Below are 22,246 nucleotides of genomic sequence, written 5' to 3'. Positions count from 1 at the left end.
CGATGTCCCAATCTGCTTCCCCGCGCGAGCCGCTGCTCCGCGCCGACGAAATCCTGGCGCGCCCGCGCCCTGACCGAGCCAAGCTCGACGCCATCCTGGCGGCGGTCCTGGCCCGCATCGACGCCAGCCTGGACCTCTTCACCAACGCCTTCCCCAAGCCCTCCAGCGAGGGTGGGATCTATGCGCCGATGGACAACACCGAGTGGACCAACGGTTTCTGGACCGGGATGCTCTGGCTGGCCTGGGAGGCCAGCGGCGAGACCCGCTATCGCCTCGCCGCCGAACGCCAGGTCGAAAGCTTCCGTGACCGGATCGAGCGCGAGGTCAATGTCGATCACCACGACCTGGGCTTCCTCTATTCGCTGTCGTGCGTGGCGGCCTGGAAGCTGACGGGCAGCATGAGCGGTCGCGAGGCGGCCCTGGCCGCCGCCCGCCGGCTGATGACCCGCTATCTGCCGGCCGCCGGCATCATCCAGGCCTGGGGCGATCTTTCCGATCCCGAGCAGGCCGGGCGGATGATTATCGACTGCAACCTCAACCTCCCCCTGCTCTATTGGGCCAGCGAGGAGACCGGCGATCCAACCTTCAGGATCGCGGCCGACAGCCACATCGCCCAGGCCGCCAGGCACATCGTGCGGCCCGACGCCTCGACCTTCCATACGTTCTATATGGATCCCAGGACCGGCGCGCCGTTGCGCGGCAGCACCCACCAGGGCTTCAGCGACACGTCCTGCTGGGCGCGGGGCCAGGCCTGGGGCGTTTCGGGCTTTCCGCTGGTGCACCGCTACAAGGCCGATCCCGGCCTGATCGACCTGGCGGCGCGGCTGGCCAACTACTTCCTCAATCGTCTGCCGGACGATCTGGTCTGCTGCTGGGACCTGGTGTTCACCGACGCCGAGCGCGACAGTTCGGCCGCGGCCATCGCCGCCTGCGGCCTGCTGGAACTGGCGCGCGCCCTGCCGTTGGCCGATCCTGACCGCGAAACCTACGAGGCCGCCGCCCTGGCGATGGTCGAGACCCTGGGCGAGCGCTACCTGCTGCCGCTGGGCCAGCCGGGGACCGGCATCCTCGCCCACGGCGTCTATCACATGCCCAACCGTGTCGGCGTCGACGAGGCCTGCATCTGGGGCGACTACTTCTTCCTCGAGGCGCTGGTCCGCCTCACCCGGGTTTGGGAGCCCTACTGGTGATTCAGATCGGCGTGGATTTCGGCGGCACCAAGGTGGAGGCCGCCGCCCTGGACGCCAGCGGCAAGCTGCTGGCCAAGGCCCGCGTTCCCAACCCGGGCGACTACGACAAGGCGCTGATCGCCGTCCGCGACCTGGTGACGGGACTGGAGCGCCAGCTGGGCGCACGGGGCACGCTAGGCGTCGGCGCGCCGGGCTCGATCTCGCCGGCCACCGGCGTGATGCGCAACGCCAACTCGCTGTACCTGAACGGCCGGCGCTTTCGCGAAGACCTGTCCGAGGCGTTGCAGCGGCCGGTGCGGCTGGCCAACGACGCCAACTGCCTGGCCCTTTCGGAGGCTGTCGACGGCGCCGGCGCGGGCGCGCGGGTGGTGTTCGCCATCATCCTGGGCACCGGCTGCGGCGGCGGGCTCGTCGTCGACGGCAAGCTGATCGAGGGCGAGAACGGCATCGCCGGCGAGTGGGGCCACATGCCCCTGCCCTGGCCTACCGTCGAGGAGCGCGAGGGTCCCCGCTGCTGGTGCGGCCAGAACGGCTGCCTGGAGATGTGGGTCTCGGGCACCGGCCTGCGGCGCGACTTCGAGGCGACGACGGGCAAGACCCTGAACGGCGAAGAGATCATCGCCGCCTGGCGGGCCGGAGATCGGGCGGCGACCACCGCCTTCGACCAGCTGATGGACCGCCTGGGCCGCTCGGTGGCGGTGCTGTGCAACATCATCGACCCCGACGCCATCGTCGTCGGCGGCGGCCTGTCGAACGTGCCCGAGGTCTGCCAGCGCCTGCCCGAGCTCGTGGCGCGCCATGTCTTCGCCGACCGCTGGAGCACGCGCATCAAGCCGGCCGTCTGGGGCGACGCCTCCGGCGTGCGCGGCGCCGCGCGGCTGTGGAGCCTGGACGAGGCCCGCCAGCTCCTGGCCGAACCGGCCGCCTAGGGCGGCGCAGGGCCTGACGAATCCCGGTCCATCAGCGTGAACGGCAGCAGATGGTGGACCGGGGCCGGATCGCTTCCGGTCTTCCTGGCGCGGATCTCCTCGACGATCAGTCGCACGGCCGCACGCCCCATCTCGGCGATCGGCTGATGGATCGTCGTCACCTCGGGCCAGACCGTGGTGGCGACAGCGGTGTCGTCGAATCCGCAGATCGTCAGGTCGCGCGGCACGGCGATCTGGCGGCCGTGGGCCACGGCCAGGGCGGCGGCGGCCATGTCGTCGTTGCTGGCGAAGATGGCGCTGGGGCGCAGCCGCGCCTCGAACAGTTTTTCCGCCGCCGACAGGCCCGAGCGATAGGTGAAGAGGCCCTGCGCCACCCACTCCGGCCGCACCGTCAGCCCCGCCTCGGACATGCCCGCCAGGAAGCCCTCGTAGCGCAGCTCGGTCGGGGTGTGCTGGGGATCGCCCTTGATGAAGGCGATGTCGCGGTGGCCCAGGGCGATCAGGTGACGCGTCATGGCCAGCGCGCCCTCGAAGTCGTCGATGCGCACGCTGGAGACGTCGATCATCGGCCGGGCGGTGGCCAGAGCCAGCACGGTGACGCCCTCGGCCCGCAGCATGTTGATGGTCTGGCGGGAGTCGCAAAGCGGCGGCGGCAGGATCACGCCGTCGACGCCGGCCGCCAGCAGGCGCTTGACCGCCTGCTTCTGCCCGGCCAGGCCCTCGCAGCGCTCCAGGATCAGGTGGCTGGCCAGTCGCGAACTCTGCTCCAGCCCGCCGACCATGATCTCGCTGAGATAGGAGGCGCTGGGGTTGCTGTAGAGGATCCCCACCCGCGCCGCCGCCGAGCGCGAGCGCGTGGCGCGGGCGGCGACATTGACCTGATAGTTCAGCGCGCGGACCGAAGCCTCGACCTTCTCGCGCATGCCCACGCTGACATTGCCCGCCCCTCGGATCACCCGCGACACGGTCATCGAGCCGACACCGGCGTGGCGGGCGACGTCATGGATGGTGATCGTCTTGGGGCCAGGCCTCGCGACCGGCGCCGGGCCACGCGCGGAAGACGGCTCGGCCGCCTTGGCTTTGCGGGGACTTTTCAACGACACACCACCATTGTTTACGATACCAATACATCCTAGCGGCGCGCGCATTCCACGCCAGCGCAAAAACGGATGTTCGGCCTGCAACCGCATATCGAGCGCCGGCGCGCTCTCGCTTGGACTTATCCGGCCGGTCTTCGCTAGACTGCGCGCCGACCCGTAGAGAGTCGTATTGAGGCGAGGACTCCTTGAGCACGCAGAGGCGGCAGGCGCCGACCATCCATGACGTGGCGCAGCACGCCGGCGTGTCGTCCATGACCGCCTCTCGCGTGGTCAACGGCTATCCGCACGTGCGCCCCGCCGTGCGCGAGAAGGTCGAGGAAGCGATCAAGGTCCTGGGCTATCGGCCCAACTCGCTGGCCCGGGCCACCCGGACCGGCGTCTCGCAGATCGGCATGCTGTATTCGAACGCCAGCTCGTCGAACCTGTCGAACTACCTGATGGGCGCTTTCCGGCAAGCAAGCCTCAGCGGCTGCCAGCTTTTGATCGAGCCCAGCCAGGCCCATCCGACGCCCGCCCAGGCGGTGCAGAAGCTGGTCGACGCCGGCGTGGGCGCGGTGATCCTGCCCCCGCCGCTGTGCGACGACGCGGCGATCCTGGAGTCTCTCGAGAAGGCCGGAGTCGGGGCAGTGAGCTTCGCCACGGCCCGCCCCCGAGAGGGCGCGCCGGCGGTGTTCATCGACGACTTCGAAGGCGCCCGGATGATGACCCAGCATCTGCTGGACCTGGGCCACGTGGACATCGCCTTCGTGCGCGGCGATCCAGCTCACTCCACGGCTCAGCTGCGCGAGAGAGGTTTCCGGGAAACCATGGCGGCCGCCGGCCTGACCGTGGACGAGACCTACGTCGCAGACGGCGGCTTCAGCTATCGTGGCGGCCTGGACGCGGCGCGGCATCTGCTGGGCCTGCGCCGCCGCCCGTCGGCGATCTTCGCGGCCAATGACGACATGGCCGCCGCCATCAGCGCGGTCGCTCACGGCCTTGGCCTGTCGATCCCGACTGACCTCAGCATCGCCGGCTTCGACGACACCTCGGTGGCCACCACGGTCTGGCCGGAGCTGACCACCATCCGCCAGCCGATCGCCGACATGGCCGCCTCGGCCGTGCTGCTGGCCATGGACCTGGCCCGTCCGAGCGCCGAGCCCGGCGGGCATGTGCAGGCGCAACTGCAATTGATCGAGCGCGCCTCGACCGCCCCTCCCCCGGCCTGAGCGCCCTTGCCAAAGCCCCGCCCCGTGTTACTGGTAACGATATCATAACAAGGGATGGAAACACGGATGGCTGGCTTTGGTCGTGGACCTATAGGGCTCGGATTGGTCGCGGCCGCGGCCTTGCTGGGGGCGTCCGCCTCGGCAGCGGACGCCCCCGGGACCGAGCGGACCTGGCTGCCCGACCAGGGCGACGGGACCTACAGGAACCCCGTCCTGGCCGGCGACTATTCCGACCCCGACGCCATCCGGGTGGGCGACGCCTACTACCTCGTCTCGTCCTCGTTCACCAACGTGCCCGGCCTGCCGATCCTGAAGTCGACCGACCTGGTCAACTGGACCATCGTCGGCCACGCCCTGACCGCGATCACGCCGCAGGCCCACCACGCCACGCCCCGTCGCGGCGGCGGCGTCTGGGCGCCGGCCATCCGGCATCGCAACGGCGAGTTCCTGATCTACTACCCCGACCCCGACTTCGGCGTGTTTCTGGTCAAGGCCAAGGATCCGGCGGGCCCGTGGTCCAAGCCCGTGCTGGTCGACGATCGCCGCGGCGTCATCGACCCCGCGCCCTTCTGGGACGACGACGGCCAGGGCTGGCTGGTCACCGCCTTCGCCCGCAGCCGGGCCGGCCTCGCCAACGTCATCACCGCCCGCCGCCTGAACAGAGCCGGCGACCAGGCCGTCGGCGAGGCGATCACCCTGGTCGAGGGCGACAAGCAGCCCAAGGTCGCCACCTCTCGCGGGCCGTTCCCATGGATGACCACCGAAGGGCCGAAGCTCTACAAGCGCGGCGGCTGGTACTACCTTTTCGTGCCTAGCGGCAGCGTGAAGGGCGGCTGGCAAGGCGTGTTCCGCTCGCGCAAGCTGGAAGGTCCCTACGAGGGGCGCAACGTGCTCGACCAGGGCGCCACCGAGGTCAACGGCCCCCACCAGGGCGCCTGGGTGACCACGCCCAGCGGCGAAGACTGGTTCCTGCACTTCCAGGACGCCGACTCCTACGGCCGCCGGGTCTGGCTGCAACCGATGGCCTGGAAGGACGGCTGGCCGATCATCGGCGAGGACAAGGACGGCGACGGCATCGGCCAGCCGGTGCTGACCCACCAGAAGCCGGTGTCGAGGACCCCCTCCCCGCGCCTGGCCCCGCAGGACAACGACGACTTCGATGGCCCCATGTCCCTTGCCTGGCAGTGGAACGCCAACCCGGCCGACGACTGGGGCGACCTGAAGGCCGCGCCAGGCAAGCTGCGCCTCAAATCGATCTCCTCGCCGGAGAACCTCTGGGAAACCGGCGCGCTGCTGACCCAGAAGCTTCCGGCCGAACGCTTCACCGTCACCACCAGGCTCGACTTCGCGCCCAAGGCGGTCGGCGAGCGCGCGGGGCTGGTGATGTTCGGGTCGGACTACGCCTGGATCGGCCTGCAGAACACGGCGACCGGCCCGACCCTCGTCCGTGTCGATCGCATCGGCGCCGACAAGTTCCAGGCCGAGCGCGTCGAGGTGATCGAGGCCAGGGCGCCAGCCGCCGTCTGGCTGCGCATGACCGCCGAGCCGGTCGTCGTGGCCGATCCGCCGCCGGATTTCTCGCCCTACTGGCCCTCGATGCTGCGCTCGATGCACGCCAAGGTGACGCTGAGCTACAGCCTGGACGGCAAGGCCTTCACCAGTGTCGGAGCGCCCTTCGTCAGCCGCCCGGGCCGATGGGTGGGCAGCCAGGTCGGCATCTTCGCCCAGGCCCCGGCCGGTACACTGTCGAACACCTCCACCCGTATCGGCTGGACCGACTTCGACGGCTTCTGGGTGACGCCTTAGAAGCCGTCGAAAACACGCTCGCCGAACACCGATCGCTTGACTTCGCCCTCGATTTTGATATCGATATCAAGCCTTCGGTAGCGTCCTGCGACGCCGCTCTCTTGGATCTACTTCCTCCAACACTCCCAAGGCGGGCGCCCTCTGCAGGCGCCCTTTTTTTCGCCTCAGGCGGGCTCGAACCGGATGGCCTGGCCGCCGGCGGCGTTAAGCTGAAGGCGCAGGCGGGTCCTGACGTCGACGGCCAGGCGTTCGATCACCACGCGGGTCCGGTTGGCGGGGCGGGCCAAGTCGCCGTCCTTGTAGCGCACGGCGGTCCAGCGCCCCTGCCCCAAGAAGCCCAGGTCGAGATCCAGGCGCCGCTCCATCTCGTTGGTCAGCGCGCCCAGATACCAGGCGCGCCCCTTGCGACGGGCGATGACTACGTACTCGCCGAGCTCGCCAGCGATCGCCCGGGTCTCGTCCCAGGTCGTCGGGCAGGCGTCGAACCATTCCAGTTCGGGCCAGGCCTTGTCCTCGTACTTCTCGGGCTTGTCGTACCAGTAGAGCAGCGTCAGCGGGCTGTAACAGGTCACCGCCAGGGCCAGTTGGTGGGCGTTGGTGGTCTGGTTGCGCTCCTGGGCGTAGCAGATGGTGTAGTCGATCGGCCCGGCGATCGGCCGGGTGAAGGCCAGGTTCACGTGGTGGCGAGCGGCCGGGAACTGCTCGTTGCCCTTCACCCCTTCCAGCGTCAGGTAGTTGGGCAACGTCCGCTCCAGGCCGGCGGGCCGCAGGTTGTCGTGCAGGTTCACGACCATGCCGTGCTCGCCGAAGGCCCGCACCACCCTGGTGATGAAGTCAACGTCGGACTGGCGGCCTTCCCACATGAAGCCAAGCTTCACGCCGGCCAGGCCCCAGCGCTGGTAGAGGCGGCACATCTGGGCCAGCGCCTTGGTCACCGCCACGCGGTCGATATAGACCAGCACGCCGATGTTACGGACCTTGGCGTAGTCGATCACCCGTTGCAGGTCCAAGGCGGCGATCGGCGCGGTGGGGTCCGAGGCGTCGGTCCCGTCGCCGTACCAATGGGCGTCGAACAGCACGTAGCCGATATTGCGCTTCTGGGCGAAGTCCACCGCCCTCAGCGAAGCCTCCGTCGAATAGGGCTTCATGATCCGGAAGGCGTGGCCGGGCTTCACCCACGAGACGTCGCCCAGCTGGTTCGGGGTGGCCAGGGTCGGGACCACGTGGTGCAGCTCGATCAGGCCCTTGGCGCTGTCGGCCGCCAGCAGGATGCGCCAGGGCGTCTTCTGGCCGACCTCGATCTCGAAGGTCGCCTCTTCGGGCGTATCGTCCTCGCCGCCCCAGCCGGTGGCTCGCCCGGGATAGCGCATCAGATAGGACACAAGGCCGCCCTGCTCGTGGGCGCGGACCATGCAGCGCGGATAGTGCAGCCGATCGGACTCGGCCATGAAGCCGAAGACGCCGTCGCCCAGATCGACGGTGATTGGCAGATCCGCATAGGGCCCCTTGTCGGACGAGCCCGTCAGGTCCGGGTGCTCCAGCGGCGCCAGGCTCGCCTGTGTGGAGACGTGGATGTCGCCCTCGTCGCGGCTGGCGTAGAGGCGCGCGGTGTCCGGAAAGCGATAGCGGGTCCGCTCGCCCATCAGGGCCAGCTTGTCGCCCTTGGGCAGGCCAGTCAGGACGTAGCGCACGGCGGCCGCGCCGTTCAGCACCCGCAGGACGATGTCGAACCGGATGCCGGCCCTGGGATCGACCATGTGCAGGGTGACCTGCCGGCCGGACTGGTCGTAACGCTCTGACTGGCCGAAGGTCGGTCGCCAGTCGCCCTCGAAGCCTTCCGGCGTCGATCCCGCCAGCCGGGCCCCCTCGCCCAGCAGCCGCCCTTCGGCCAGCCACAGGCCAAGCTCGGACGGCAGCAGCAGCGGCTTGCCGTCATAGGTCGCGCTCCATTTCGGCGCTGCGCCTGAAACGTCGATCGTCGCCTTCAGGCGGCCGTCGGGCGAGGTGACGGCATGCGCCCGCAGGCCCTTGGCGGTCGCCGCCTTGGCCCCGGCGCCGGTCGCGGCGCTCGACATCACCGCCAGCGCGACCATGTCTCGACGTGTGGGCTTCATGGCGTCGCCTCCCCTTGGACTGCCTTATCGATCTTGGGGGCAGGCTACACATAATGATATCGATATCAAGACGTAGCCGTATCACTCGGAACAGGCAAAGCAGCCGGTGAAGCACGTGCGAGGGCCTGGCGAGCCCCCGCACGCGCGGCGCTCAGTAGCGCCAGGTCAGGGCCAGGCGCAGGGTGCGTCCCGGCGCCGGAACCACCGCCAGCGACAGCGGGTCGAGGTAGTATTCGTCACCGACGTTGTCGAGATTGGCGTCCAGGGTCACCTGGTCGGTCACCTTGTAGGTGGCGAAGAGGTCGTAGACCGTCGCCTTGCGATAGAGCTGCTGGATCGCCGACAGGCCGACGTTCCACTCCTTGTCGAGCTTGCTGATCGGACCCGAGTTGGCGACCATCCGCCCGCCGACGATCAGGCGCTCCTGGAACAGCCGCGTCCCGACCGTCAGGTTGACGTTGTATTTCGGCGGGTTCTGGGTGTTGGTGTAGGAGCCCTCGAAGCCCCCGGCCACGCAGTTGGGCGTGTTGATCAGCTCGTCGATGCCACGTTGCTGGCCATAGGCCCGGCGCTCGGCGGCGATGTCGGGCGCGCAGGTCTCGGCCTTGAAGTAGCGGTGGGCCGACAGGTCGGCGAACACCCGGCCCATGTCGTACGAGCCCTGAAGCTCCACGCCCTCGACGTTGAAGCTGTCGACGTTGCGGATCAGGCCGGCCGACAGGGTGCGGTAGTCGCGGGTGATCAGGTCGCGGATACGGGTGTCGAAATAGGCGACCTTCAGCGCGCCGCGGTCGCCCGCCTTCCAGAGGTCGCGCTGCAGGATGCTGGCGCCGACTTCCCAGCTCTTGCTGCGCTCGGGCTTGAGGTCGGCGGTCGGCTTGGCGGCGGTAAACAGGCCCAGGGTCGACTCGAACAGGCTCGGCAGCTTCACGCCCTCGGCGTACTTGACGTAGATCAGGCTGCTTTCGGTCGGCTTGTAGCTGGCGCTCACCGTGGGCATGAACGCGTCGGCCTTGCGGCGGATCGGCTTGGACCAGGTCCAGGAGGTCGGGCCTTCCAGATCCTCGGGCGCGTCGGCGCGATAGGTCGTCCAGCCCTTGATGTCGCCCACCGTGCCCTTCTCATAGGGCGAGGCGAACAGCGAGGCCTCGGTGAAGTTACCCTGCGCATCCGGGAACCAGTAGACGCGCGCCACGCTGGTCAGCGCGCCCGGCCGGGTCGCATTGGGCATGTAGAAGGTGGTGTCGCGATAGCGGCCGATAACCTCGTAGGGCCCTTCGGTGGCCGTGCGGTTGCGGTCGCGAATGTCGATGCGGTTGAAGCGGCCGCCGGCGGTCAGCTCCCACTGGTCGTTCGGCGCCCAGGTGACAGAGCCGACGACGCTGTATTCCTTGCGCTCGGCGTTGCGCAGGTAGCGGTTGTTGCGCAGGTCCTCTTCCAGGATCGGCGAGTTGGGGCCGGGCTTGATGTCCTCGCTGGTGAAAGAGCCGCCGTAGGTGAAGTCCAGCCGGCCAAGGCCGGTGAACACCCGCGAGGTGTTGGTCACGTCGCCGCCGAAGCGCTCGATGGAAAGCTCGTTCCAATAGGCGTCGCGATAGCCGTCCTCGGTGTTGAAGGTCGGGCCGTCGTACCACTGGGTCGGGCGATCGAGGAACCAGGGCGTGACGCCGGTCAGGCCGTTGTAGGCCAAGCTCTCGGCCTTGGTGAGCCAGAGGTTGGCCTTCAGGTCGATCAGGTCGTTGGCCGGCCGGTAGCGGTAGCGCAGGTTATAGGCGTCCAGATCCATGTGGCCGAGCGCCCACTGCGGCACGCGCTCGCGGTTCACGCGGATGATCTGCGAGGCCATGATCTCGCCCTGGCGACCGTCGAAGTGGCGGTAGCCGGCTTCCAGCATCTGGTCGTCGCTGATCTTCCAGGTTCCCTTCAGCAGGAAGGATTCCGAGCTGTTGGAGGTGTTGAAGACCTCGGTCTTGGCCGGGTTCAGCGTCGCCAGCAGGCCACGGCCCGTCGGGAAATCGCCATAGCCCTCGGAACCGGAGAAGTAGTTGCCGTTCTCGCGCTTGGCATAGGCGGCCACCAGGTCGAACCGGTCCCAGCTCTTGGCCACGGCGAGGTTGTAGAAGTGGCTGCCCGGGCGGGTGATGTCGTTGCGGCTGGGGTTCTGGAAGGCGCTCCAGGCCGGCAGGTCCTTGGTGCTGGCGTCCGAGATCCCGGCCCGCACGCGCACGCCGAAGTCCTTGCCGGCGCGCAGGATGTCGGCCGCCTTCAGGGTGTCCATGACCACCACGCCGCCGATGCCGCCCGAGGCGTTGGCCTCCAGGCTGGGGCCCTTGGTGATGCTGACGCTGCTGATGAGATCGGGATCGAGATAGTTGCGCTGCGACTGGCCGGCGTAGCCGCGATAGGTGTCGATGGTCGACTGGCCGCCGTCGATGACGACGGGGATGCGGCCCTGCCCCTGCACGCCGCGGATGTTGAGATCCAGCGCGTTGGCCGAGCGCGGATCGCCGGCCGTCACCCCGGCCACGCCCTTGACCATGTCGGCCACCGACGCGCCGCGAAATCGCTCCAGCGTCTCGCGGGCGATGTAGGCCGAGGAGCGAGCCTTGGAATAGACGGCGTCAGCCCGCGCCTGGTCGCTTTCCTCGTCGGCGAACGGCGCGCCGGACGAACCGCCCTGCCCCGCGCCGGCCACGTCGCCCTGCACCCGCAGCGCGCCCAGTTGCGTCGCGCCCTCGGCGGTCGGCGCCGGCGACAGCGTCAGGACGTCGCCCTGGATGCGGTAGGTCAGGCCGGTGCCTGCCAGCAGCCGGCTGACGGCTTCGCTCGCCGACAGTCGGCCCGAGACCGCGCCAGAGGTGCGCCCCCGGGCCAGGGCGGCCGGTACGCTGACCTGCAGGCCCGATTGGCGGCCGAAGGCGGTCAGGGCCGAAGACAGCGGCTGAGCGGGGATGTCATAGGCGCGCTGGACGCTTTCCTCGGCGAAGGCGGGCATGGCCGCGCCCGTCCCGGCCAGCGCCGTCGTCAGCATCAGCGCCGCCGCCAGCGCCGCCTGCCGGCCGCCCGTACGCACTCGATTGGAAAACCCCACGACCGTCTCCGAAACTTGCGAAAAACTGAAGATTGCGACGCATGTGCAATCTGTTCTTCCCAATCGACGACCCAGGCCCGGCTTTTTCCGAAAAAAGTTCACGGCATTCGACGTCGGGAGATTTCGCCAGCCGAAACAACCCCTTGCGCCCCTCAGCGCTCGGAGATCACCAGCACCCAGGGCGTCACCCGTGTGACCTCCAGGTCGTAGGCCTGGGCCAGGGCGCTGGTCACCGCCTCGGGATCACGCAGATTGTAGACGCCTGTCACCCGCCGCTCGGAAAGCGCCCTGCCCCGCACGATGACGATGTCGCGGGTCCAGGGCCGCAGGGCCCGCAGCACGTCGCCGATGGCGCCGTTCTCGACCACCATCTGGCCGTCGCGCCATGCCGCCACGGCGTTCGGATCGGCCGACGCGCGCAGGAATCGCCCATCCTTGCCCACGGCGACGCCGCGACCGGCCGGCACGCGCTCTATCCCCCGGGCCCGCCGCGAGGTCACGCCCACCAGCCCCCGCTGCACCACGACGCCCGGCGCCTCGGCGTCGACCTCGAAGGCCGTGCCCAGCACCTCGGCGGCCACGTCGCGCGAGGCCACCGTGAACGGTCGCGAGGGATCGTGGCGAACGTCGAACCAGGCCCGTCCCTTGACCAGCTTCAGGTCGCGCCGGCCGGCCGAATAGTCCACCGCCAGGGCCGACTCCGGCGCCAGGCTGACCAGGCTGCCGTCCTCCAGGCGCACCTGCCGCACTTCGCCAACGCCGGTGACGTAGTCCGACTGCAGCCGAACCAGCGCTCCGGGGGCCAGCACGGCGACGACCAGCGCCGCGGCCGAAGCCGCCAGGGTCGCGACCAGCCGGCGCCGGCCGGGATCTCGGCTCACAGCCCGTCGCTCGCGGCGCGCGCCGGCGACCACCGGCCCCTCCCCACCAGACAGCTGCTCCCACCGCTCGGCATGGACCGGCGGAACCTCACCGATGGCGGCATAGACACCGGAGGCCTCGTCCCAGGCCCGCGCCCTTCCTGGATGGCCGGCGCGCCAGGCCTCGAACCGCGCGACCAGCTCGGCGTTCTCCGGCTCCTCGTGCAGGGCCAGCAGCCACTCCAGGGCTTCGGCGTCCGCGCGCGCGACATCCAGCTTGGCCATTCGGTCAGGTTCCTCCGGCCCGCGCGGCCGTTCGCTGCAATAGACGTTCGAGCATCGGGTTTTTCCGAAATCCGGTTCAGCGCCGCCGAAGCCGGTCGCGGCAATGGGCCACGCCGTCGACCACCAGCTGATGCGCCGCCGAGGTCGAGATCCCCAGCTCGGCGGCGATCTCGCGCAGCTTGGCGCCGCCCAGCCGGTGCATCTCGACGGCGATCCGCGTCCGTTCGGGCAGCTCGGCCATGGCCGCCAGCAGGCGCTCGTAGTCGTCGCGCGCCAGGACGGCGGCCTCGGGCGATGGCTGCTCGTCACGCGTCCCTTCGATCAGTGGTTCCGGATCTTCGACGTAACGGCGACCGTCGCGCCGCCCCCGCCTGCGGCCGTCGAGCGCCAGGTTGCGGACGATGCGGAAGAGATAGCGGCCGGGATCTTCGGGCAATCGCCTCGTCAAGGCCTGGCCCAGGCGCAGATAGGCCTCCTGCACCACGTCTTCGGCCTGGTCGCGGTCGCCGGTGATGGTCTGGACGTAGCGGACCAGCCCGTCGCGATGGGCCAGGTAGTGTGAGCGGATCATCTTCTTCTGCGTCACGCGCCCGCCAGACAGACGAAAACGCCCGGGTCGCGGGCGCGCCACCGGCGGCCGACGCCGGAGCGCGGCCCATAACACTTGAGAATAAGTCGCAACAAGACTTGTCTTGCGATCCGATCCCTGGCACGCAGGCCCGCGAAGCCGACGAAAACGAAAAGATCGGAGCGCTCGTGCGATTTTCTTTCGGAAAGCGGCGGGCCTGAACCGTCATTCCCTCGTGAGGCGCGAATGCGATGCGATCGCCGACGCGCCCCGAAGCTCCCGACGCTCCGGAAGGCCCCATGAACGCACACGTCTCGATCCACGACCCGTCCCGCGCCAAGCGGCTCAAGGCCCGCACCAACACCACCCACGAAGCGCTCGACAGCCGCATCATGTCGCTGGAGCCGTTCCGCGACCGCGATCGCTATGGCCGGTTCCTGAAGGCGCAGTGGGGCTTCCACCACGAGATCGACGCGCTCTACACGCACCCGGACCTCGTGGCCCTCGTGCCGGACCTGCCAGAACGTCGACGGCTGGACCTGATCGCTCAGGACATCCAGGACCTGGGCCAGCCCGCGCCCAGCGCCGGCGCGCCTCCGATCTTCGGCCAGGGGCCCGTCGACGCCGCTGAAGCCTTCGGCTGGCTGTACGTGGCCGAGGGCTCGAACCTCGGCGCGGCCTTCCTGCTCAAGGCCGCCGCCGCCCTGGACCTCGACGAGACCTTCGGCGCCCGCCACCTCGCCCCGCATCCGGAAGGTCGCGGTCGTCACTGGCGCGGCTTCGTCGCGGCGCTCGACGGCCTGCCCTTCGGCGATGTCGAGGAGACGCGCGCCGTCGACGGCGCGGCCGCCGCCTTCCGCCGGGTGCGGGGACTGGTCGATGTCGCCTTCGCCTGAGGACGCCTCCGCCCGGCCGCGCCTGGCCAGCTGGATCTGGCTGGTCCTGGGCCTGGCCTGCGTCGCCCTCGGCTTCATCGGCGCCGTCGTGCCGCTGATGCCGACGACGGTGTTCCTGATCATGGCCGCCGGCTGCTTCGCCAAGTCGTCGCCCAGGCTCGAGACCTGGCTTCTGGACCATCCGCGCTTCGGGCCGACCTTGCGCGCCTGGCGTCGGGACCGCGCCATCCCGCCGGCCGCCAAGCTGATGGCCTGCGGCGGCATGGCCTTCGGGCTCGCGATCTTCTGGTGGGGCGCCCATCCCAAGTGGCCGCTGCTGCTGGTCGTTGCGACGATCATCGCAGCGTGCGCGGCCTATGTGGTCTCGCGTCCGTCGCGGCGCGCGCAGGGGTGAAGCCGATCGCCCTGGCCAGGCAGGAGCCGGCGTCGTTCCAAGGCGCGCCGATCTCCGCGCCGCTCGCGCTGGACCGCGCCTCGTCCCGACGTGGGTCGCGGACCGCGACCGGCGTGGCGCTGTCGATCGCCCTGCATGGCGCGCTGGCCGGCGCGATCCTGTTCGGCGGCTTCGCCCCCGTCCTGATCGCCCCACCGCCCGCCGCCCCGATGATCGTGGCGCTGGAGACGACTTCGCCGCCCGTTCCGCAGCTGGAGGTCCCGCCAGGGCCGCAGCAGCAGGAACGTCAGGCCGCGCGGCAGACGCCGCCCAAGCCGCCGCCCGTCAAGACCGCCCAGGCCGCACCGGATCCGGTGTTCTTCACGCCGCCCCGCCCAAGCGCGCCGGTCGATCCGGGGCCTGCCGCTCCGCAGACGACCGCCCCGCCGGTGCAGCCCGCGCCGGTGGCGGTCCGGGCGGCCAGCAACGCCGTCGCCACCTGGGAGGGCCAGGTGCTGGCCGCGCTGGAAAAGACGCGTCGCTATCCACCGGCCGCCCAGGCCCGCCGCCAGCAGGGCGTCGCCCACGTGCGCTTCCGGATAAACCGCGCCGGCAAGGTGCTGTGGTCGCGCCTCGAACGCTCGTCCGGCTTCGGCGAACTCGACCGCGCCGCGGTGGACGCGCCCAAGCGCGCCCAACCCCTGCCCTCGATCCCGGCCGACCGTCCCGACGAGGTCGAGCTGGTGGTGCCGGTGGAGTTCTTCCTGGCGCGCCCCTGAGGCCGCCCTCGCCTACAGCTTCACCACCACGCCCCGGCGGTACATCACCCATCCCAGCAGCCAGCAGACCAGCATGTAGGCGAGCGCGCACAGCAGCGAGCCCAGCCCGCCCGGCGCGATCGCCTGGAAGACATGCACGCCCACCCACTCGTAGGGATCCAGGCCCGGGGCGACGTCGAACTGGCGCAGGGTGATCACGAACAGTTCCGAGAACAGGTAGATCACCAGCGGATTGAGGCCGAACACCTGGAAGAAACGGGTGGCGGCGTTCGGCTCGCGGCCTTCCAGCAGAGCCGCCAGGGCGGCCAGCAGGATCAGGTCCAGCCCCACGGTCAGCAGCACGAAGCTGCCGGTCCAGAGCTTCTTGGCGATCGGAAACCACGGACTCCAGGCCAGCGCCGCCAGGACCAGCACGCCGCCGACGCCCGCCATCCGGACCAGGGTCTTGCGGGTGTCGCCCGCCTGGCGCAGGGCGCGGGCGGCCAGATAGCCGGCCAGCACGTTCACCGTCGCCGGCAGCGTGCCCAGCAGGCCCTCGGGATCGAAGCCGCCGTCCTTGCGATAGAGGTGGTCGCGGCCGACGACCAGCAGGTCGAGCCTGGTGCCCGCATTGCCGAGCTTGGAATAGGGATCGCCGTCGCCGAAACCCAGAAGGATCGCCCAATAGCCCAGCAGCAGCCCGCCGCAGAGCGCCAGGATCCAGCGCGGCGACAGGAACCGCACCGCGAAGGCGGCGATGGCGTAGCACAGGGCGATCCGCTGCATCACGCCCATCACCCGTGTCTGGGAGAACGGCGCCAGCGCCCAGTGCCCGTCCACGTGATGCACGAACGGATACCAATACATCAGGAAGCCGAGCAGGAAGATCAGCGCGGCGCGCTTCAACACCTTTGCGCTGAAGGCCGACAACGGGATCGGCCGCGAGAAGGCGAAGGCCATCGAGCAGCCGACGGCGAACAAGAACGACGGAAACACCGCGTCCGCCGCCGTGAAACCGAACCACTTGGCGTGGACCAGCTGTTCGAACGGACGCGCGCCCGGCCCGGCCGTATTGACCACGATCATCAGGCAGACGGTCAGGCCGCGGAAGACGTCCAGCGACAGGAAGCGAGGAGCCGGCTTGGTCATGACCCTCTCCTAAGCCCGGTCGATGCGAGCGATCAGCGTGGCGACCCCGGCGACGGGATCGGCCGGCGGGGTCCGGCGGTAGGCGACATCGGCGGCGACCCAGGCCTTCTCCCAGGCGACGCCGGCCTTGACCACGGCCGCCTCGTCGAACGGACCGCTCCCAGCCGCCTTCAGGGCGTCGAGGAACCGGCCCCAGCGTGGCAGGTAGAAGTCGCGATAGAGCCCCTGCCAAGCCTTGGAGGCGTAGTCGTTGAGGTTGCCCTCCCCGCCCCAGATCGTGACCTGGGCCTTGGCGTTGCTCACATAGGCGGCCTTGTCGGCCGGGGTGTCGCCATAGGCGCGGGCGTCGTCGATCCAGGTCGCCAGGGTCTCGGGCTGTACGCCCAGCAGGGCGTCTAAGGCCAGGGCCAGGTCCTCGACCTTGCGGCGGGCGACGTCACCGGCAGCGGTATCACCCTTGCGATAGGCGGCCACGGCGGCCTGCAGCTGTACGTCGATCTCCAGGCTGGCCAGTTGCCTCGCCGCATCGACCAGGTCGAGCACGAACAGCTGCTCGTTCGCATAGGCCGGCGCCAGCACCGCCAGGGCGCGGACGGCGGCGTCGAGCTTGACGCGGTCGCCCGGATGGCCCGGAAACTCGCCGATGGTCGCCGTCGGGCGCTTGAAGAAGAGATAGGCGCCGGCCTTGCTCTTCCACCAGCGCGAGCTCCAGTAGCGGGTCGAATAGGCGCCCTGGACCAGCAGCGCCATCGCCGCGTCGAGCTGAGGACTGGTCTTGCCGTAGCGCGCCTTCGAGCGGCCAGACAGCCAGGCGGCGGTGGAGGCCCCGCCCCCGTTCCAAGCCAGGTCGTAGGTCGCCTCGTAGACGATCGAATTGTTGTGCAGCCCCTCGGGGAACATGCCGAAACCCGACAGCTTGCCGGTGTCGGGGTTGGCGACCAGGGCCGCGATATCCGTCCGGTAGTAGTCGAGGTCGCCGTAGACCGGGTTGCTGCCGCCGTAGTTATGGACGTAGCCGTAGATCCACGGCTTGCCGCCGAAGGCCTTGGCGTTCTTCCAGACGGCCGGATAGCGGTCGTTGCCGATGTCGAGGATCATCAGCCTGTCGTCGGGCACGCGGCTGAGATAGGCGCTGATCGCCGCCGGATCCCAGAAATGGCTGTCGGCGCCGAACAGCCAGCCCTGCATCACCCACACCGCGTCCGGACGGGTCTGGCGGATGGAGTCGTAGATCGCCTTGCCGTAGGCGGCCAGGCGCTCGGCCTTCAGCGCCGGATCGACCTCGATCTTGGTCTTGGTCGCCGCCGTGTTGGCCGCGCCGTCGCCATAGGCCGCGTCGCGCGCATCGGCGCCGTCGGCGCTGATCGGCGGCAGCATCTCGTTGAAGGAGTCGGCGAGGTAGTAGGTCCCCGCGCCGTAGGTGTTCGTATAGAGCGACAGGAACCGGCCGGCGATCTTCGCAAACAACGGATCGGCCGGGTCCAGCCAGTAGGTCTCGTGGAAGCCTTCCCACGGCCGCATGCGATAGATCTTCGCTTTCGGATGCCTGGCCGCGAAGGCCTTCGGCACATAGCCGCCGAAGGCCGGCAGGATCGGCGTCATGCCCAGGCCCCGCATCCGCCCCAGGATCCTGATCTGCAGGTCCTTCTTCTTGTCGATCCAGGCGGTCGGCAATGGGGCCGCATAACCCTCGATGTTGCCCATCCGGTGCCAGGGCGTGAAGGCCGCGCCCGAGAAGTAGTCGGCCAGTTCGGTCTCGCTCAACCCGAACTCGCGCCACAGGGCGCGCCAGACATATTCCTGGCCTTCCATGGCCAGCGGCATGTCGACGCCGTGCACCGCCATCCAGTCGATCTCGCGGCTCCAGCGGTCCCAACCCCACCAGGGCGTGGTGTAGCCGTAGGTGCAGGTGTTCAGGTAGGCGCGATGGGCGAACGGGCTCTCGACCCGGCCCGTATCCGCGTCGGGCAGGCGAGCCGGCAGGGCGACGCGGTCGCCTTCCCAGCTGACCTGCGCCGCGCCGGCCTCCTTGAGATAGGCGTAGGCGCCGCGCACCAGCGCCACCGGCGTGTCGCCGCTGATCGCCAGCTCGCCGCCCGTGGCCCGTACGGCGTACCAGGGCTTCTCGCTCGAGGTCGACGCCAGCGCCAGATCGATCTTGTCGGCGCGCGGGCCAAACCGCCGCTTCAGGACCGCCCGTGCCGCCTCCAGCCCGCCGCCGCCGCGCACCGCCGCGCTCGCCAGCGAAGGCATGGCGGTCAAGGCGACGGCGGCGAAGGCCTGCTTCAGGGTCTGGCGGCGCGAGGGTCGAAACGACATCGAGACAACTCTTCTTCTGAAACGAAAATCTGGTCGCCGCCCAGGAGTCAGGCGGCGACCAGCAGTTGCGCCGCACGGACGGCGTCTCCGGGGAGGGAGATCGGAGGGCTACATCTTGTATTGGAACGACAGGTAGTAGCTGGGGCCGGTGACCGAGGTCATTTGCCAGCGGCTCTTGTCGAGCAGGTAGGCCTTCTCCTGGGCGTTGTTGATGTTCATCGCCGCGAAGGACAGGCTGAGGCGTTCGTTGATGTTGTAGCCGAGGTTCAGGTCGAACTGGGTGCGCGAGGCGACCGTGTGGCCCAACGGACCGGAGAAGAAGCTCTCCACCGAGGTCTGGTCGTAGGCGCTGCGGTAGTTGGCCGACAGGCGTGCGCTGAAGGTCTGGTTCTCCCAGTAGACCGTGCCGTTGGCGGTGTGTTCCGACAGGTTGGCCAGCTTGAAGCCCGTCACCGAGGTCGCCGGATTGACGTGGGTGTAGTTGGCGATCAGGCCGAAGCCCTCGATCGGCAGCCAGGCGTCGAGCGACTGCTGCCAGTTCACCTCGTAGCCGTGGATGTCGACCGTGCGGCCGTCATTGAAGCTCTGGGTGATGTTGTAGGTGTCGCCGGCGCTCGACAGGCACACGCCGCCGCTGTCCTTGGTCAGGACCGTGCCCTCGTAAGAGGTCGGGCAGGTCAGCGAGGTGTAGACGCCGTTCTTGACCTTCTTGGAGAAGAAGCCGGCCGACAGGCCGTTGCCCGCCCCGTAGTACCACTCCAGCGTCACGTCGATCTGGTTGGCCGTCATCGGGTTCAGGTCGCCCTGGCCGATGGCGATCGAGTAGACGCGGTGACCGGTGGTGTCGACGGCGCTGGTCACGGTGGTGGCCAGCTGGTTGCTGGAGTCGATGATCGGGCGCACCAGCACCTTGGCGGCGGCGAAGCGCAGCAGCAGGTTGTCGGTCAGGTCGACACTGATGTTCGCCGACGGCAGCACGTTGTCGTACGACTTCTTGGTCGTGTAGGTCCCGGCGACCAGCTTGACCTCGGTGTTGCGCGGGTTGGCCGCGCCGCCGATGTAGCCTTCCACCGTCTGGTCGGTGCTCTCGCTGCGGACGCCGAAGTTGCCGCGGAAGGTGCGCGAGAAGATCTCGCCCTTCAGGTTGGCCATGGCGTAGAACGAGGTCAGGTCGCGCTCGACGCGATAGGTGCCGGCCGGATCGAAGGCCTCGTAGACGCTGATCCCCTGCGCCTTCAGCGCGTCGCGATAGGCGTCGAGGTTCGGCGACACCCAGGTCGACGGCAGGGTCATCTCGCCGTCCAGGAAGTTGCTGACGGTGATGCCGGTGGCGGCCATGGTCGGCGACCACGAGGCCGGGATGCTGTCCGAACCATCCCTGCGCACGACGTAGCGCTTGAGCACCTCGTGGCGGATCTTGGCCCCGGCCTGCACCGACTCCAGGATGCCGAAGTTCAGGAACCGCTTGGCGTCGAACTGGCCGGCGTCCTCATAGGAGTCGATCGTGCGGTAGGCGCCGTTCGGATAGGTGTTCCGCACCAGGCTCGCCGGATTGTATTGGGCCGTATCGCTCAGCGCCGTCGAGGTCGTGAAGACGATGTTCTTCGGATTGCTGATGTCGACCGTCGCGCTCGGGATGTTGATCCCGAGGATCGCCGCCTCTTCGTTGAAGATGGCGTGGCCGCGCGAATAGTGGGCGACGGCCTTCAGGTCCCAGTCCTCGAAGCCGGTCCAGCGGGCGCTGGTGGTGAAGGCGCCGGTCGACTGCGGGCGGGTCTCGTGCTGGTGGTTGTTCTCCAAGCGGAAATTGCTGACCCGCACCTGGGTGGCGGTGTTGTTTGCGGTCGCCAGGGTGGTGACGTTCGAGGCCGACGGCGTCGTGAACAGGAAGACCTGCTGGTGCAGCTCCTGCGTCGTCTCGTCCTTGGCGTAGGTGGCGATGGCGTCGATCTGCAGGCCGTCGATCGGCTTGAACTGGATCGCGCCGTTGATCATGCTGCGCTTGGTCTCGCGGTCGATCCGGCGATAGCGCAGGCGGGCGGGCGTGTAGACGCCGCTGTTCACCGTCCAGCGGTCCATCCAGAGATAGTCGCCGCGGTCCTTCAGCTCCTGATAGCCGGCGCCAAGGAACACCCCGATCTTGTCGTCGAGGAAGTGGTCGACATAGGTCGCGCCGTACTTGCCCGTCGGGCTGCCGCCGATCAGCTCCTGCTGCTGCAGCTTGCCGGCGAAGATCAGCTGGCGGCCCTTCACGTTGAACGGATGGACGGTGTCGATGTTGACCGTGCCGGCCAGGCCGCCGGCGTCCATGTCGGCGGTCGGCGACTTGTAGACCTGGATGCCCGAGGCCAGCTCGGTCTGGATGACGTCGTAGCGGAAGCCGTCGGTGAAGTTCGAGCTCTTGAAGGTCTGGCCGTTCACCGTGGTCAGGGCGTACTGGGGCCCGAGACCCCGGATGCTGATCGTCGAGCCGCGGCCGTTGATGTTGGAGATCTGCACGCCCGGAATGCGCTGGATGGCCTCGGCGATGTTCTCCGACGGGAACTTGCCGATGTCCTCGGCCGAGATGCCGTCCGACACGCGCACGTCGTTGCGCTTGGTGTCGAGCGCCGTGGCCAGGCTGCGGCGGAAGGCGGTGACCACCACCTCGTCGACGGCCTCGCTGGGCGCCGGCTCGGGCGTGGTCTGGGCGAGCGCCGAACCCGCGAAGCTGGCGCCGGCCAGCAGGGCCAGCACGAAGGCCTTGCGCAGCGCGTCGGGCCGGGAAGTCGTAAGCTTGTGACCGATCATGATGCTATCCCCTCAAGCGGACGCGGCGCGCGCGCCCAGTGAGCGCCGCTCCCCCGCGGCGCCGTTTCGGGCAGACCATTTGAAGACCTTTTTTCGCTGCCCACTGGAACCGTAGGCGCCGCCCGGAAGGCGGTCAAAGCTTGCAACCCGCTCTAATGCTTGAATTTAACAGCCGACCGCCGGATAGGCGCCGGTGGTTTCGGGCTCAACCACCCGGCAACCACTACAAAGCCAATAAAGATCAGCATTATCAATGTGATGAATGAACACCTCACGCGCATTCGCACATGAGGCATAATACCAATTTAATGCCTTTTTTGCGACCATTCGCGCATAGCGAGCGCGCCCCGCGCAGCCGTGGCGCGCAATTGGCCGACCGGCGCTCGCCCAGCTTGCAGCCAAGCCCCAAAAAGCAAGACGCCCGCGCTCCGACCTGATCGGAACGCGGGCGTCGATGCCCCGAGTCGCGGCGCCGTGACTAGCGGGCGCCGCCCCTGGAAAGCGCCACACAGACGGCCTCGGCGTTCGGCCCGATCACCAGGTGCACGACGGGTCCGTCGAGACGGACCAGAGCGCGGACGCCGGCGGCCTTCAGCGCGGGTTCGTCGAGCTTGGCGGGGTCGGCCAGTTCCAGGCGCAGGCGGCTGGAGCAGGCGCTGACGGCGAGGATGTTGGCCTTGCCGCCGAGGCCGGGCAGCAGGGCCTTGGCCATCTTCGGATCAGCCGCCTTTGCCGGCGCGGTCGCCACGACGACGGGCGCTGCGCCCCCTGCCCCGACGGCGGCGCGGATCTCGCCGGCGACGGTGTCGG

16 protein-coding genes are annotated in these 22,246 nt (G+C 69.0%); 7 read left to right on the top strand and 9 right to left on the bottom strand.

What is annotated here, in order from left to right:
• Positions 1 to 2 precede the first annotated feature (2 nt).
• Together ACODR1_RS16730 and ACODR1_RS16725 are read left to right on the top strand one after the other, a co-directional pair.
• On the top strand, positions 3 to 1,190 hold the full coding sequence (locus ACODR1_RS16730; protein WP_488881460.1) for a glycoside hydrolase family 88 protein: 1,188 nt from the start codon (positions 3 to 5) through the stop codon (positions 1,188 to 1,190).
• Entirely contained in the window at positions 1,187 to 2,119 is a 933-nt protein-coding gene (locus ACODR1_RS16725) for an ROK family protein (protein ID WP_488881459.1), read from the top strand. Before ACODR1_RS16730 ends, ACODR1_RS16725 begins: the two co-directional genes overlap by 4 nt.
• Here the strand turns inward: ACODR1_RS16725 and ACODR1_RS16720 are convergent.
• Positions 2,116 to 3,216 (bottom strand): LacI family DNA-binding transcriptional regulator, encoded by a 1,101-nt coding sequence (locus ACODR1_RS16720; RefSeq protein ID WP_488881458.1) that lies wholly within the window; start codon positions 3,214 to 3,216, stop codon positions 2,116 to 2,118. The genes ACODR1_RS16725 and ACODR1_RS16720 overlap by 4 nt on opposite strands.
• Before the next feature lie 188 nt (positions 3,217 to 3,404).
• Between ACODR1_RS16720 and ACODR1_RS16715 the strand changes: the two genes are divergently transcribed.
• Together ACODR1_RS16715 and ACODR1_RS16710 are read left to right on the top strand one after the other, a co-directional pair.
• Positions 3,405 to 4,427, top strand: coding sequence for a LacI family DNA-binding transcriptional regulator (locus ACODR1_RS16715; RefSeq protein ID WP_488881457.1), 1,023 nt, complete (start codon positions 3,405 to 3,407; stop codon positions 4,425 to 4,427).
• 66 nt (positions 4,428 to 4,493) lie between these two features.
• Entirely contained in the window at positions 4,494 to 6,233 is a 1,740-nt protein-coding gene (locus ACODR1_RS16710; protein WP_488881456.1) for a glycoside hydrolase family 43 protein, read from the top strand.
• A gap of 164 nt (positions 6,234 to 6,397) precedes the next feature.
• Here the strand turns inward: ACODR1_RS16710 and ACODR1_RS16705 are convergent, their stop codons facing one another.
• From ACODR1_RS16705 to ACODR1_RS16690, 4 genes are all read right to left on the bottom strand, one after another.
• The gene (locus tag ACODR1_RS16705) at positions 6,398 to 8,347 is read right to left on the bottom strand and encodes a glycoside hydrolase family 97 protein (RefSeq protein WP_488881455.1); all 1,950 of its coding nucleotides are present in this window, start codon (positions 8,345 to 8,347) and stop codon (positions 6,398 to 6,400) included.
• Between the two features lie 151 nt (positions 8,348 to 8,498).
• The gene (locus ACODR1_RS16700) at positions 8,499 to 11,438 is read right to left on the bottom strand and encodes a TonB-dependent receptor (protein WP_488881454.1); all 2,940 of its coding nucleotides are present in this window, start codon (positions 11,436 to 11,438) and stop codon (positions 8,499 to 8,501) included.
• Between the two features lie 152 nt (positions 11,439 to 11,590).
• The gene (locus tag ACODR1_RS16695) at positions 11,591 to 12,583 is read right to left on the bottom strand and encodes a FecR family protein (protein WP_488881453.1); all 993 of its coding nucleotides are present in this window, start codon (positions 12,581 to 12,583) and stop codon (positions 11,591 to 11,593) included.
• A gap of 76 nt (positions 12,584 to 12,659) precedes the next feature.
• Positions 12,660 to 13,154, bottom strand: a complete 495-nt coding sequence (locus ACODR1_RS16690) for a sigma-70 family RNA polymerase sigma factor (RefSeq protein ID WP_488881452.1) — start codon at positions 13,152 to 13,154, stop codon at positions 12,660 to 12,662.
• A 296-nt stretch (positions 13,155 to 13,450) separates the two neighbouring features.
• On the opposite strand from ACODR1_RS16690, the gene ACODR1_RS16685 reads away from it, so the two are divergent.
• The 3 genes from ACODR1_RS16685 to ACODR1_RS16675 are packed head-to-tail and all read left to right on the top strand — an operon-like array spanning position 13,451 to position 15,199.
• A complete protein-coding gene (locus ACODR1_RS16685) occupies positions 13,451 to 14,047 on the top strand; it encodes a biliverdin-producing heme oxygenase (protein ID WP_488881451.1) in 597 nt (198 codons plus the stop codon).
• Positions 14,031 to 14,441, top strand: a complete 411-nt coding sequence (locus ACODR1_RS16680; protein WP_488881450.1) for a YbaN family protein — start codon at positions 14,031 to 14,033, stop codon at positions 14,439 to 14,441. Before ACODR1_RS16685 ends, ACODR1_RS16680 begins: the two co-directional genes overlap by 17 nt.
• Positions 14,438 to 15,199 carry a TonB family protein gene (locus tag ACODR1_RS16675; protein ID WP_488881449.1) on the top strand — a complete coding sequence of 254 codons (762 nt, stop codon included), beginning with the start codon at positions 14,438 to 14,440 and terminating at the stop codon, positions 15,197 to 15,199. The genes ACODR1_RS16680 and ACODR1_RS16675 overlap by 4 nt, the downstream gene beginning before the upstream one ends.
• Positions 15,200 to 15,211: 12 nt before the next feature.
• On the opposite strand, the gene ACODR1_RS16670 is transcribed toward ACODR1_RS16675, so the two are convergent.
• From ACODR1_RS16670 to ACODR1_RS16655, 4 genes are all read right to left on the bottom strand, one after another.
• A complete protein-coding gene (locus ACODR1_RS16670; RefSeq protein WP_488881448.1) occupies positions 15,212 to 16,327 on the bottom strand; it encodes an acyltransferase family protein in 1,116 nt (371 codons plus the stop codon).
• A gap of 9 nt (positions 16,328 to 16,336) precedes the next feature.
• A complete protein-coding gene (locus ACODR1_RS16665) occupies positions 16,337 to 18,646 on the bottom strand; it encodes an alpha-N-acetylglucosaminidase (protein WP_488881447.1) in 2,310 nt (769 codons plus the stop codon).
• Positions 18,647 to 18,754: 108 nt separating this feature from the next.
• The gene (locus ACODR1_RS16660) at positions 18,755 to 21,436 is read right to left on the bottom strand and encodes a TonB-dependent receptor (RefSeq protein WP_488881446.1); all 2,682 of its coding nucleotides are present in this window, start codon (positions 21,434 to 21,436) and stop codon (positions 18,755 to 18,757) included.
• Between the two features lie 478 nt (positions 21,437 to 21,914).
• A partial coding sequence (locus ACODR1_RS16655) for a PTS sugar transporter subunit IIB (RefSeq protein WP_488881445.1) occupies positions 21,915 to 22,246 on the bottom strand: 332 nt, incomplete at its 5' end.

It is taken from the genome of Caulobacter sp. FG7 (assembly GCF_057808875.1).
This window is presented reverse-complemented; position numbering and strand designations above follow the sequence as displayed.

Coding starts and splice junctions, on each gene's coding strand:
- ACODR1_RS16730 (WP_488881460.1), top strand. CDS start 3: ATGTCCCAATCTGCTTCCCCGCGCGAGCCGCTGCTCCGCGCCGACGAA.
- ACODR1_RS16710 (WP_488881456.1), top strand. CDS start 4,494: ATGGCTGGCTTTGGTCGTGGACCTATAGGGCTCGGATTGGTCGCGGCC.
- ACODR1_RS16705 (WP_488881455.1), bottom strand. CDS start 8,347: ATGAAGCCCACACGTCGAGACATGGTCGCGCTGGCGGTGATGTCGAGC.
- ACODR1_RS16695 (WP_488881453.1), bottom strand. CDS start 12,583: ATGGCCAAGCTGGATGTCGCGCGCGCGGACGCCGAAGCCCTGGAGTGG.
- ACODR1_RS16690 (WP_488881452.1), bottom strand. CDS start 13,154: ATGATCCGCTCACACTACCTGGCCCATCGCGACGGGCTGGTCCGCTAC.
- ACODR1_RS16685 (WP_488881451.1), top strand. CDS start 13,451: ATGAACGCACACGTCTCGATCCACGACCCGTCCCGCGCCAAGCGGCTC.
- ACODR1_RS16680 (WP_488881450.1), top strand. CDS start 14,031: ATGTCGCCTTCGCCTGAGGACGCCTCCGCCCGGCCGCGCCTGGCCAGC.
- ACODR1_RS16670 (WP_488881448.1), bottom strand. CDS start 16,327: ATGACCAAGCCGGCTCCTCGCTTCCTGTCGCTGGACGTCTTCCGCGGC.
- ACODR1_RS16665 (WP_488881447.1), bottom strand. CDS start 18,646: ATGTCGTTTCGACCCTCGCGCCGCCAGACCCTGAAGCAGGCCTTCGCC.
- ACODR1_RS16660 (WP_488881446.1), bottom strand. CDS start 21,436: ATGATCGGTCACAAGCTTACGACTTCCCGGCCCGACGCGCTGCGCAAG.